The sequence below is a fragment of the Acinetobacter sp. SA01 genome, assembly GCF_011319235.1.
Classification (GTDB): Bacteria; Pseudomonadota; Gammaproteobacteria; order Pseudomonadales; family Moraxellaceae; genus Acinetobacter.
Genome location: NZ_WXXM01000018.1, coordinates 24,066 through 36,288, shown reverse-complemented (window position 1 = coordinate 36,288; position 12,223 = coordinate 24,066). Strand labels below are relative to the sequence as shown.

Below are 12,223 nucleotides of genomic sequence, written 5' to 3'. Positions count from 1 at the left end.
AAAATGGTCTGCTCAAGATTCAACCAGTTGAATGACAGTCGCCAGATCTGTTTCAGCATAGCCTTTATCTTGATGGGTTTTCAATTGCGAAAGCGCCTGTTTTGCCACAGGAATATCTAAATTGAACTGCTTGGCCAGCTGCACGGCATTATTTAAGTCTTTGGACAGGGTTTGCACTTTCCATTGCACCGGCTCAAAAGTATGCGTTGCCATACGCGGAGCTAAAATCTGGAAAGGTTTCGAGTCAGCAAAACCACCGGCAAGAGCAGGAGCAAGCAAGGTGGTATCTACACCGGCTTGTCCAGCTAAGGCCACTGCTTCGGCAATCAAGGTGCTGTTGGCGGCCACAATAAGTTGGTTGCAAATTTTGGTCGCTTGTCCGGTACCTGTTTCGCCCATACGCGTCACGCGTTGTGAAAGCACATTATAAATCAGCGATAAATTTTGAATGGTGTTGATATCGCCACCGGCGAAAATCACTAAGGTGCCCTGTTCGGCACCTACCGTGCCACCCGAAACAGGCGAGTCAATCCATTGCACTTGACGGGTTTGTGCCTGCTGTGCCAGCGCTTTGGTTTTATCCACAGATAAACTGGAAAAATCCACAATCACTTGACCAGCAGTGAGTTGATTCTGGATTTGATCAAACACTGCCTGTACGGCAGCATCATCGGCCAGACAGGTCAGAATCACCGGATATTGCCCAATCTCTTGCAAGTCTAGGCCAGTAGCACCCATATCAATCAGCACGTCACAGGCGGATGCTGTTCTGTTCCATACAGCCACTTCAAAACCGGCTTGAATCAGCCGGGTCGCCATGCGGCTGCCCATCAGCCCCATGCCTAAGAATGCGATTTTTGTATTACGATCAAAACTCATGTGTTTTTCTCTAAACGATCCTGTTATTGCGCTATTTTACTTATATTGCCGTGGTAAAAACTGAACTTCCGGGTTTTTGTCTTTTTTACGCGCCAATTTACTGTTTTTACCCAACAGTAATTTCAGTTGCCAGATTTTCTCCAGGCGTAATGATTTTTTCGGTTCGTGTTCCATGGCATCAAGAACCCGTTTAGCGGCCGCCAATGCATCTGGAGAGCGTTGCAACATTTCTTCTGCAATCGCTTGTGCTTTGCTCATTGGGGATTCATCCAGATGTGTCACCAAACCAATCTGTTTGGCATAATTGGCATCAAAAATACGCCCGGTCAAGGTCAGTTCTTTGGCCAGATCAAGACCGATAATGCCTTTAAGGGAACGGGTGAGTCCCATGTCCGGCACCAATCCCCAGCGACTTTCCATAATCGACATTTTGGTGTCCGGATGGGCAATACGAATATCCGCAGCCAAAGCCAGTTGCATACCGGCACCCAGACAATAGCCTTCAATCGCAGCAATAACGGGAACAGGCAGTTCCTGCCAGATCAGAAATGCTTTCTGAAACAGGCTTTGTCCCGGTTTTAGCAGTTCCCAAGCGGCGTAAGCGGTATTTTTCGGCGCGTTTAAATCGGCCAGATCAATGCCGGCACTAAAGACATGTGCTTCGCCAGTTAAAATGACACAGCGGATGGAGCGGTCTTTTTTAATTTGTTTGGCAGCATTGACCAGTTCGCGTAATAAAGCAAAGCTCATGGCATTACGCTTTTCTGGACGGTTTAAGGAAACGGTTGCGATGCCATTATTTTTTTCTATGCGAAGTAACGCCATTGTAGAGACCTGTATTTTTCTATTGTTTTGAGCATAACATGGGTATTTCTCTGATACATGCCGCGATACATGACAGCACAGTCACATCTAAACATAGACGTGACTTTCAACATTCAGATAACTCCTGATCAGATCCCTGGTCTGTTTAAAATTTGTTGGGAGGCCTGTTCAACCTGCTGAATGACCGACTGTAATTCATCAAAGCGTTCCAAAGTTTCCTGAATAAAGGCTTCATCCGCCTTGCGGCGTTCTTTACGTAAAGCAGAAACAAACTGTTCGAATCCACCGGTGGCTTCCTGAAGGCGAGGAACACCCACATAACGGGTTGCCCCATATAAACGGTGCAACACATGTTCCAGTTGTGGAAAATCTTCCATCTCAATCAACTGCTGCATTTCATCCAATTCTGTCGGGAAACTGTCGATCAGCATTTTCAGTAAATCGATGGCCAGATCTTCTTTATTGGCTGCCAGTTGCAGGCTTTGTTGCCAATCCAGAATGTTGGGATCCAGCGCTTCAATCAGAATGGACTTCTCTATACTTTTAGCCTTTTTAAAGCTTTCCGAAGTCCAGTGGGTCAGAATCTGAATAATCTGTTCCATCTGAATCGGTTTGGTCACGTAATCATCCATACCGACCTGTAACAGTTTTTGTTTTTCATCGGCCAGGGCATGTGCGGTCAGTGCAATAATCGGCAGGCGTTTATGATTTTCCAAGGTCGACTCTAGCGAGCGAATGGCACGGGTGGTATCAATCCCGGACATTACCGGCATTTGAATATCCATAAACACTACATCAAATGCAGGTAATTCCTGTTCAATGCGCTGCTGAAGAATTTCAATGGCTTCTTGGCCACTTAAGGCTTTGGTGGTAGTGACATTCAGCTCTGCAAGCAGTGCTTCCAGAACAATCAGGTTCGGTAAATGGTCATCCACAGCCAGTACATGCAGACCTTGTCCATTAAATTCTTCATGTACATCCTGTTCAAAAACAGGCTGATTGCTGAGCAGTTGAATCAAGGCACTACGGCTGAGAGGTTGATATAGTGGACGGGCCCGGTATTCATTCAGCATGCTTGGATCGAGCGCCATCTGATAGCCATACACGGCAATATTGCCATGGTAGCGTTGACGGATTTCTTTCAGCAGGGCTTCGCCATCGCCGCTATGGTCGACAATCAGCCAGGTATTTTCATCGTTATTCGAGAATTTATTCAGCTGGCTGAATAGGTCCAGAATCGAGCCAGTTTCGACATGATGCACCCCATAATTTTCCAGATAATGGCGCAGAATGTTGGCTGTTGCAGGATGGGCCAAATAGGAAACCACCTGCATTTGTTCAAAGTGCGGATGTACAATTTCAATCTCTTCATCCACCACAAACATGGCGGTAAACCAGAAGGTCGAGCCTTTTTCGGTCGGTGCGCGTTCCTGATTGTCTTCAAAGCCGATTTGCCCTTGCATCAAATGCACCAGCTGTTTGGAAATGGCCAGACCGAGCCCTGTACCACCAAACTGACGGGTTACGGACGCATCGCCTTGCGAGAAGGATTCAAACAGTTTTTTCCGGTCCGTACCACTTAAGCCAATACCGCTGTCCTGCACGCTAAAGTGTAATAAACATTGCCCGATATCATCATGTTCCATGCGGGCACGGACAATAATTTCGCCATCCGGGGTAAATTTGATGGCATTGGAGATCAGGTTGGTCAGAATCTGCTTGAAGCGTAAGGCATCGCCAATCACTTGTGTCGGCACATTGTCGGCATAATAAAAGGCCATATCGATATGCTTTTGCGCTGCCAATGGCGAAAGCATATCCATCACATCAAAAATCGCTTCTTCCAGATCAAAGGGGGCTGTTTCCAGTTCCAGTTTGCCGGCATCAATCTTGGAGAAATCCAACACATCATTAATCAGCGCCAGCAGATGGGCAGATGATTTGCGAATGGTTTGCAGATACAGGTTCTGCTCGTTGCTCAGATTGCCCTGACGCAGCAATAAGTGAATAAAACCATCAATACTGTTCAAGGGAGTACGCAGTTCATGACTGATATTGGCCAGAAACACCGACTTGGACTGGTTGGCAGAAATCGCCTGGTCGCGTGCCTGACGATAGGTAATGTTTTGCACTTCCAGGGTGTCTAGGGTGCGGCGCAAATCATCTTCAGTCTGTTCGGTATGTTCTTTCAGTTCCAGAAAGCTGAAGTGCAGGCGTTTCACCACATTGGCAATATCGCGCTGCAATAAACGCAATTCACCGGTACTGTTAATCACCATGTGCTGATCAAGGGTGTCTGCATTCAGGCGTTGTAACTGCATCCGGATTTCGTACATCGGCGCAATCCAGCGCCGTGAATAGAAATTCAGGCACAGTAACAGTAGCAATAAAGTCAGCAGGCCGGTGGCAATCAGTACAATCATGACCCGGTAATGGGCAATTTCCAGGGGCTGGTTATCCAGCTCAATCACCAGTCTGGCCGGGTTATCGGTATGTTCATTAATTTTTAAGGCATAGATATGATTGTGATTATGCAGGATGGGACCGACAAAATCGGCTTTAGCGTCAATCTTGGGCCAGGCTTCCTGGTCTTGAAAACCAATACTTAAACGGTTTCTGCCTTGGGGATCAATAATTGCGGCACGAATGAGATGTTTTTCATCCAGCATCACTTGCAGGGTATTACGGGCCTGATCATATTGCCAGGGATAGCGATTGAGCAGATCGAATGCAGCTTCGGCGGTCAGCTGATAGCGGGTCACAATCGCAATAGCCATCTGACGTTGCTGTGCACGTGAGGCATTGGATGTTTCGGATAAAACCAGCAATGCCCCCACACATGCCAAAACCATAATGGGGACAAAAATCATGGCGATGAGTTGTCCATAAGCATGATTTAAGTGTAGACGCTTAAATAACTTTTTATTGATATTTGACATGGTTAAAGCAGTTGATTCCCTATGCTTTGCATATTAGCACGCTTTATTTAAAACTGGCTGTGCTTTAATCACTTTCAATAAAAAGCCTGCTAAATGGGTGCAGGAGGAAGCATTTTTTCATACAATAGGCGCACCTCGATATAGGTGCAAATAATGAGTAATACTACCCCCGATTTCCAAGCTGACGAATTTTTACTGGACCACTATGTAGGAAAAACTCCTCTGGTGCGTTTACAACGTTTGGCAAGTCATACTCAAGCAACAGTATTGGCTAAACTTGAAGGAAATAATCCTGCAGGTTCGGTAAAAGACCGCCCAGCGTATAATATGATTATGCAAGCTGAAAAACGTGGTCAAATCAAGCCAGGCGATATATTGATTGAAGCGACCAGTGGAAATACGGGAATTGCCTTGGCGATGGTTGCGGCCATGCGTGGCTATAAAATGAAACTCATTATGCCTGCAGGTTCAAGTCAGGAACGCAAAGATGCCATGCGTGCTTATGGCGCCGAGCTGATCGAGTCTGAGAATATGGAACAGGCGCGAGACATGGCACTGCAAATGCAAAAAGAAGGTCAAGGACTGGTCTTGAACCAATTTGGCAACCCGGACAATGTGGATGCCCATTACCGGACGACTGGTCCGGAAATTTGGCAACAAACCGGCGGTAAAATTACCCATTTCGTCAGTTCCATGGGAACCACAGGTACGATTATGGGGATTTCAAAATACTTAAAAGAACAGAATCCGGATATTCAGATTGTCGGTTTGCAACCTTCGGAAGGTTCCAATATTGCCGGTATCCGTCGCTGGCCACAAGAATATCTGCCTACCATTTTTGATCCGAAACGTGTTGATCGCATTATCGATATTCCGCAAATTGAAGCGGAAAAAACTGCACGTCAACTGGCGCGCAAAGAAGGCATCAGTGCCGGAACCTCATCAGGCGGTGCCGTGTGGGCTTCCATTAAACTGGCGGAAGAAAATCCGGGTGCTGTAATTGTCTGCATCGTTTGTGACCGTGGTGACCGCTACCTATCTACAGGTTTATTCTCTGTAGTCGACCCTGAATAATTAAAAACTGTGAGATGAAATGCGCCTACCTGTCTTGATTTTTGATATCGAAACCCTGACCGATTTAAAGTCAGGTGCGCATTTATATCATCTGGATTTGCCCGAAGCGGATCTTGAGCAGGCGTTAATGAAACTGCGCCGGCAGGAATCCGGCATGGATTTCCAGCGTTTGCCGCTGCATGAAATTGTCTGTATTTCTGGACTGTGGATTGACGAAAATGGTGTCATGAAACTGTTTTCATTTAGCCGTGAGCAATACGGCGAAGCAGAGATTTTAAAAAAATTCCTGTCCATTTTTGACAAGCGCCATCCGACCCTGGTGAGCTGGAATGGTTCACAGTTTGATTTGCCGGTGATTTTATTCCGCGCCATGTATCATGGTCTGTCGGCACCAAGTTTGTTTGATCAGGGCGAAATTGATCAGCAAAAGCGCTATAATAATTACCAGAACCGTTACCATCAGCGTCATGTCGATTTAATGGATGTCATGGCGATGTTCAATGGTCGTCACTTCCAGAAACTGGATGATGTTGCACATTTGCTGGGTTTTCCGGGCAAGCGTGGTGATGGTGCTTACCATGTTCCGGAATATGTCCGTGAACAGCAGTGGTTAAACTTGACCAGCTACTGTGAAGGTGATGTGCTGAATACTTGGCTGATCTATTTGCGCTGGTTATTGCTCAAGGGGCAGTTACTTAGTGACGATCACCGTTATTGGGTTCAAACCACTATCCAGTATTTACAGCATCAACCGCAACATGCAGATTTTCTTCAGGTATGGCGTGAAACTTCACAACATACCGAATTTACCGCCACAGATTTTATCTCTCCCACACCCTAGGTATTCATGAAACATAGAACCAAGCCACGTCCAGCTCAGCATCCGATTTACACGTTTCAGGTTGAGTCTCTTTCACATGAAGGACGGGGAATCGCGCACTATGGATCGCATCCCGATCATCCGAGTGACAAGTGCGGTAAAAAAGTTTTTATTGCCTATGCCTTGCCGGGGGAGACGGTTAGAGCGCAAATCACCCATGTAGTGAAACGTTTAGAAGAAGCCGATTGTGTGGAGATTCTGAGTGAGCCTTCACATTTGCGTGTTCAGCCGCAATGCCCGCATTTTGGTGTCTGCGGTGGTTGTAATATGCAGCATATTCAAGAAGATGAACAAATTCGGCTCAAACAGGAAGTCTTGAAGTCGCATCTGGAACATTTTGCCGGCATCCAGCCTGAACAATGGTTGACACCCTTACGCTCACAACGTGAAGACTACCGCCGTAAAGCACGTATCGGGGTGCGTTATATTCCGGCTAAAGGGCAGCTGGTGGTGGGTTTTCGTGAACGCCAGAGCAATAAGCTGACGCCGATTGAGCATTGCATGGTGTTAGATCGTGAGTTCGGTTCTATTCGAGTTTTGAGAGAGTTACTCGAAAGTCTAAAGGGCAAAGCAGCGATTGGTCATGTAGAATTAGCCATGGGTGATGAGGATATTGCACTGCTGGTTCGCCATACTGAAAAATTGTCATCCGATGATGTCAACCGATTAAAACAGTTTGCGTTAAACAGACAGTGGCAACTGTATTTGCAGCCTGCGGGTAGCGACAGTTTGCATCGTGTCGATGATCCGACAGCTGACATGCGTTTGCATTACGCTTTAGATGAATTTGATGTGAAATTTGGCTTTAATCCGCTTGATTTTACTCAGGTTAACTCCACCATTAATCCTCAGATGGTGAAGCTGGCATGTGATTTGCTTCAATTACAGCAAGGTGAACGCGTACTCGACCTGTTTTGTGGTTTAGGAAACTTTTCCTTACCCTTGGCTCGTTGTGTCGGTGAAACCGGAAAAGTGGTTGCTGTGGAGGGAAGTGAAGAAATGGTTCGACGCGGTGCAGAAAATGCCAAGAAAAACGGTATGCATCACGTAAAATTTTATTCACAAGATTTAACAAAAGATTTTTCGCATCATTCTTGGGCAAATCAGGGATTTGATGCATTATTGATTGATCCTCCACGCTCAGGGGCGGAGGAAATAATGTATTATGTGCCCAAATTTGGTGCGAAAAGAATCGTTTATGTATCATGTAATCCTGCCACATTGGCGCGAGACGCGGGTGTGCTGGTGAAACATGGTTATCGATTAAGAAAGGCTGGGGTAATGGATATGTTTACCCATACGGGACATGTTGAATCTATTGCCTTATTCGAAAAATACAACGAAATAAACGATTTATAATATGAAGTGTAAAAAAGTAGGAGTAGGGTATGGTCACAGTACGTGAGCAGCTTCCTGGACGTCTCAATGAGTTGTCGGAGGAAGCGACTGTAGAACATGCCGAACAAGCTCGACAAGATTTGGCTGAATGGTTAAATCGGGTTCGTGGCATATTAGATGATACGGCGCTAAAACAACTCGAAGATGTAGCGCATTTAACTTTGCAGAAAGAACTGCAAAGTACGGTCAACCATCGTTCCAATACCTTTTATACCGGCATTGAAATGGCCGATATTCTGGCGCATCTGCATGTCGATGAAGCGACCTTGTCTGCCGCAATGCTGTATCGTAGCGTTCGTGAAGGTGTGATGACGCTGGAAGAAGTACAGCAACATTTTGGTGAGCAAGTCTATAGTCTGGTGCAAGGGACACTGGCGATGGGTAAGCTGTCCGAGCTGATTGAAAAGAACAAGCGTCTGGAAGATCATTTTAATAACAACCAGCGCGAACATTTAAGCGGCATTTATAAAATGCTGATTGCCGTGACCGAAGATGTTCGTGTGGTGCTGATCAAGCTGGCCGAACGTACTTATGCCTTGCGTGAACTGACTCAAGCTTCTCGAGAACGTCAGGAGCGGGTTGCGCGTGAAATTCTGACCATTTACTCGCCTTTGGCACACCGTCTTGGAATTGCCCAGCTTAAATGGGAGCTGGAAGATCTCGCTTTCCGTTATCTGGCCCCGGAGCGCTATAAAGAAATTGCCTCATTGCTGAATGAGAAGCGCCTGGAGCGTGAGCAGTACATTCAGTTTGTGATTGATAAGCTGAAAACTGAACTGGCCAGCCATGGGATTGAAGCCGAAATTAGCGGTCGGGTGAAGCACATTTATTCGATTTATCGAAAAATGAAAAGCAAAAACTTAAGCTTTGACCAGCTGTATGATATTCGCGCAGTGCGGGTTTTGGTTAAAACTGTACCTGAGTGTTATCACTCCTTGGGCATTGTGCATCAAATCTGGCGCCATATTCCGCATCAGTTTGATGATTACATTACCAACCCGAAGGCCAACGGCTACCGTTCATTGCATACTGCCGTGATTGCCGAGAACAAGTCGCTTGAAGTGCAAATCCGCACCAAGGATATGCATGAAGAAGCCGAGCTTGGGGTATGTTCGCACTTCAACTATAAAGAAGGTGCTAAAAATACCGATCATTCCTTCAATCATCGTTTACATTCTTTACGTGCTGTACTGGAACATTATCAGGAACGTAATGATGCCAGCGCGCATAAAGTAGAAGATGAACTAGAGAATTTTGAACAGATTCAAGATTTTGAAGGCTTTGAAAAAATTTATGTGTTTAGCCGTGATGGGGATATCAAAGAGTTACCACGTGGTTCGACTGTTTTAGATTTTGCCTATCACGTGCATACCGAAGTGGGTAACAAATGTTATGCAGCACGCGTTAACCAGCGCTATGTGCCGCTGACCTATACTCTGAAAACCGGTGAGCAGGTTGAAATCTTAACCAAGAAAGATCGCGAGCCGAACCGGGACTGGTTGGTAAATTCACTGGGCTACATTAAAACTGCCCGGGCACGGGATAAGTTACGTCACTGGTTTAGACAGCAAGACCGCAGTAAAAATCTGGAAGTAGGCCGTGAAATTCTCAATAAAGAGCTTTCACGTCTGGCGATTCACCCGAAAAGTATTGATTTAAGTGACTATTGCAATCATTTCAACGTCAAGTTGGGTGAAGATATTCTGATTGGTCTGGTGAATGGCGACATTAGCCTGCATTCCTTGATCAATCAGGTCAACCGTCATATGCATATCGGTCAGGACGAGCCTGAACTGGTACTCAAACCGACCTTGAATCCGCGTGCTAGCCATACCTTGTCTGCACATGGCATTTTAATTGATGGTTTGGACAATGTGGAACTGCATATTGCCCAATGTTGTCAGCCGGTGCATGGCGAATCGATTGGCGGTTATATTACCCTGAATCGTGGGGTCAGTATTCACAAGGTGGCCTGTCCGGATTATGTACGCATGATTTCTCAGGAACCTGAACGTGCCGTCGAAGCGGATTGGGAAATGCAGCCGACCCGCGGCCAAAGTGTACAGATTGTGGTGGAAGCCTATGACCGTCGCGGTCTGCTCAAAGACCTGACTCAAGTGATTTTCTCGGATCAGATCAATATTCGTCAGGTAAATACCATTTCTGAAGCGGATGGTATTGCCAACATGAAACTGTTGATTGAGGTTAAAGGTTTGGCCCAGTTATCACGTCTGTTAGCGCGTTTGGAACAACAGCCGGGCATTATCAGTGCGCGCCGTTTGGTACAAGGAAATTAATTCAACATTGCACTGATGCAATAAAAACCAGCAACACCTGTTGCTGGTTTTTTTATGTTTGATCAATTTTTTAAGGGTTTTTAAATAAAATAAACAATGAAATCAAAAATATAAATTTAAATAATTGATATTATACAAGATACGTTTTGTGTAATTTTTATTACAAATGCTATAATCCCGCCAATTAAAATAGCCTCGAGCTAAAATATTTTTGGGTATGGAAAATTAGGGCAATGCTTCAAATCAATGTGTCACAACTGTGCATAAGTCGTGCCGATGAAACCGTTGCCGCCTTAGAACAAATTCCAGCCATGCAGCGCAGACGTTTGTCAGGGATTGCCAAACTCGCTTTAAGCAGTGCCATTCAATCGCTGAATGCTGAACGGGCAGATTATATTGTTTGGGCTTCTCAATATGGCGATGAACATAAAACTTTAAACATTCTGGCCGATGTGCTGCAAGATCAGACGCCATCACCCACCCAGTTTTCCACGTCGGTGCATAATGCGATTGCCGGGTTGTATTCGATTTTGTGTCAGGATGCGACCCCGTCGACCAGTCTGGCGGCTTCGTGGAGTGAAGCGCTGATTGAAGCCTATGCCTGGTTAAAAACCACAATGCAACCAAATCCACGCGTTCTGGTGGTGTATTATGACGAGGCATTACCGGCACTTTATCAGGAAGCTGAGCCTTTTACAGCCTTTGCCATGTCGGCAATTGTTGGTCTTGACGCACCTAACCTGCAACTGGATATGCAAGCGCTAGGCAATCATTGCCATAAATATAAAGACGCACTCAATTTTCATGATTTCTGGCAGCAATCTGCACAGAATCAAGTTCCCCTGCATACTCAGGCGTGGCAAACATGTTAAAACCATATCAACTTAAACAAAAAGTCAACTACCTGTGGCGTGTGGGCGCAACCGGGTTTAGTTTTGCCAGTTTTGGTATTGGCGGTGTGGCCATTGGCGGACTGGTTGCCCCTTTGGTAAATTTATCGACCCGCAATCCAGACTTGCGTCAGCAGCGTGCACAAAAGGTGATTAAGCATAGTTTCAAGGGCTTTACCGAAATGATGGTCAAGCTGGGAATTATGACCTATGACATCGAAGGTCTGGAAAAATTACAGCACAGTCAGCAGGAACTGGTGATTGCCAATCATCCGACACTGGTGGATGTGGTGGTGCTGATCGGGCTGATGGAACAGGCCAACTGTGTGGTCAAGCAAGCACTGTGGTCGAATCCCTTTACCAAAGGTCCAGTACAGAGTGCCGGTTATATTTTAAATGCCGGTTCTGAGCAATTTATTCATGACTGCGTGGAAAAGCTCCGGCAGGATCAGGCAGCATCGCTGCTGATTTTTCCGGAAGGAACACGGACCGCCAAAGGAGAATTGCTGAATGAGTTTCAGCGTGGGGCGGCCAATATTGCTATTCGCGCCAATGTGCCGATTCGTCCGGTGCTGATTAACTGTACCCCTTCAACCTTAACCAAGAATGAAAAGTGGTATCACATTCCTTCACAGCCCTTTCATATTCAGGTGAAGGTACTGGATGCCATTCAAGTCGATGATCTTTTGGAAGATGCCAGCGTAAATCCCAAAAATGTGCGTCAGCTCAATCATCAATTACACCAATTTTTTAACCAAGAGTTATCTAAAAAATGAGCAATCTTGCTGATGAGTTAAAGCAAATGATTATTGATGTTCTAGCCCTTGAGGACATCAGCATAGAAGATATTGACACCGATGCCCCTTTATTTGGCGATGGTTTGGGTCTGGATTCTATTGATGCCCTGGAACTTGGCCTGGCTTTGAAAAAGCGTTACAACATTCATTTGAATGCTGAATCGGCAGAAACCAAACAACATTTTAAATCAATTCAAAGTCTGGTTGCTTTGGTTGAAGCACAGCAACAGGTATAAGAGGTAGT

Annotated in this window: 10 protein-coding genes; 7 read left to right on the top strand and 3 right to left on the bottom strand. The window is 45.7% G+C overall.

Features of this window, described 5'->3' with window-relative positions; all coding sequences use genetic code 11:
* Positions 1 to 12: 12 nt before the first annotated feature.
* From GTU69_RS13995 to GTU69_RS13985, 3 genes are all read right to left on the bottom strand, one after another.
* Positions 13 to 879, bottom strand: a complete 867-nt coding sequence (locus GTU69_RS13995) for an NAD(P)-dependent oxidoreductase (RefSeq protein ID WP_166171385.1) — start codon at positions 877 to 879, stop codon at positions 13 to 15.
* Positions 880 to 915: 36 nt separating this feature from the next.
* Complete coding sequence (locus GTU69_RS13990) at positions 916 to 1,704, bottom strand: crotonase/enoyl-CoA hydratase family protein (RefSeq protein WP_166171383.1); 789 nt, start codon at positions 1,702 to 1,704, stop codon at positions 916 to 918.
* Between the two features lie 128 nt (positions 1,705 to 1,832).
* Positions 1,833 to 4,643, bottom strand: coding sequence for a response regulator (locus GTU69_RS13985; RefSeq protein ID WP_166171381.1), 2,811 nt, complete (start codon positions 4,641 to 4,643; stop codon positions 1,833 to 1,835).
* 153 nt (positions 4,644 to 4,796) lie between these two features.
* Here GTU69_RS13985 and cysM point away from each other — a divergent pair, with 153 nt between their 5' ends.
* From cysM to GTU69_RS13950, 7 genes are all read left to right on the top strand, one after another.
* Complete coding sequence (gene cysM, locus GTU69_RS13980) at positions 4,797 to 5,717, top strand: cysteine synthase CysM (RefSeq protein WP_166171379.1); 921 nt, start codon at positions 4,797 to 4,799, stop codon at positions 5,715 to 5,717.
* A gap of 19 nt (positions 5,718 to 5,736) precedes the next feature.
* On the top strand, positions 5,737 to 6,558 hold the full coding sequence (locus GTU69_RS13975; RefSeq protein WP_166171377.1) for a 3'-5' exonuclease: 822 nt from the start codon (positions 5,737 to 5,739) through the stop codon (positions 6,556 to 6,558).
* Positions 6,559 to 6,564: 6 nt separating this feature from the next.
* Positions 6,565 to 7,956 carry a 23S rRNA (uracil(1939)-C(5))-methyltransferase RlmD gene (rlmD, locus tag GTU69_RS13970; RefSeq protein WP_166171375.1) on the top strand — a complete coding sequence of 464 codons (1,392 nt, stop codon included), beginning with the start codon at positions 6,565 to 6,567 and terminating at the stop codon, positions 7,954 to 7,956.
* A 29-nt stretch (positions 7,957 to 7,985) separates the two neighbouring features.
* Complete coding sequence (locus GTU69_RS13965) at positions 7,986 to 10,292, top strand: bifunctional (p)ppGpp synthetase/guanosine-3',5'-bis(diphosphate) 3'-pyrophosphohydrolase (protein ID WP_166171373.1); 2,307 nt, start codon at positions 7,986 to 7,988, stop codon at positions 10,290 to 10,292.
* Between the two features lie 233 nt (positions 10,293 to 10,525).
* Positions 10,526 to 11,164, top strand: coding sequence for a beta-ketoacyl synthase chain length factor (locus GTU69_RS13960; RefSeq protein WP_086195856.1), 639 nt, complete (start codon positions 10,526 to 10,528; stop codon positions 11,162 to 11,164).
* Complete coding sequence (locus GTU69_RS13955; RefSeq protein ID WP_166171371.1) at positions 11,158 to 11,958, top strand: lysophospholipid acyltransferase family protein; 801 nt, start codon at positions 11,158 to 11,160, stop codon at positions 11,956 to 11,958. The genes GTU69_RS13960 and GTU69_RS13955 overlap by 7 nt, the downstream gene beginning before the upstream one ends.
* Positions 11,955 to 12,215 carry a phosphopantetheine-binding protein gene (locus GTU69_RS13950; protein WP_086195854.1) on the top strand — a complete coding sequence of 87 codons (261 nt, stop codon included), beginning with the start codon at positions 11,955 to 11,957 and terminating at the stop codon, positions 12,213 to 12,215. The genes GTU69_RS13955 and GTU69_RS13950 overlap by 4 nt, the downstream gene beginning before the upstream one ends.
* The last annotated feature ends 8 nt before the right edge of the window (positions 12,216 to 12,223 follow it).

Bases quoted from the DNA above. Each gene is read 5' to 3' on its own strand.
- GTU69_RS13995 (WP_166171385.1), bottom strand. From the start codon at position 879: ATGAGTTTTGATCGTAATACAAAAATCGCATTCTTAGGCATGGGGCTG.
- GTU69_RS13990 (WP_166171383.1), bottom strand. From the start codon at position 1,704: ATGGCGTTACTTCGCATAGAAAAAAATAATGGCATCGCAACCGTTTCC.
- GTU69_RS13985 (WP_166171381.1), bottom strand. From the start codon at position 4,643: ATGTCAAATATCAATAAAAAGTTATTTAAGCGTCTACACTTAAATCAT.
- cysM (WP_166171379.1), top strand. From the start codon at position 4,797: ATGAGTAATACTACCCCCGATTTCCAAGCTGACGAATTTTTACTGGAC.
- GTU69_RS13975 (WP_166171377.1), top strand. From the start codon at position 5,737: ATGCGCCTACCTGTCTTGATTTTTGATATCGAAACCCTGACCGATTTA.
- rlmD (WP_166171375.1), top strand. From the start codon at position 6,565: ATGAAACATAGAACCAAGCCACGTCCAGCTCAGCATCCGATTTACACG.
- GTU69_RS13965 (WP_166171373.1), top strand. From the start codon at position 7,986: ATGGTCACAGTACGTGAGCAGCTTCCTGGACGTCTCAATGAGTTGTCG.
- GTU69_RS13960 (WP_086195856.1), top strand. From the start codon at position 10,526: ATGCTTCAAATCAATGTGTCACAACTGTGCATAAGTCGTGCCGATGAA.
- GTU69_RS13955 (WP_166171371.1), top strand. From the start codon at position 11,158: ATGTTAAAACCATATCAACTTAAACAAAAAGTCAACTACCTGTGGCGT.
- GTU69_RS13950 (WP_086195854.1), top strand. From the start codon at position 11,955: ATGAGCAATCTTGCTGATGAGTTAAAGCAAATGATTATTGATGTTCTA.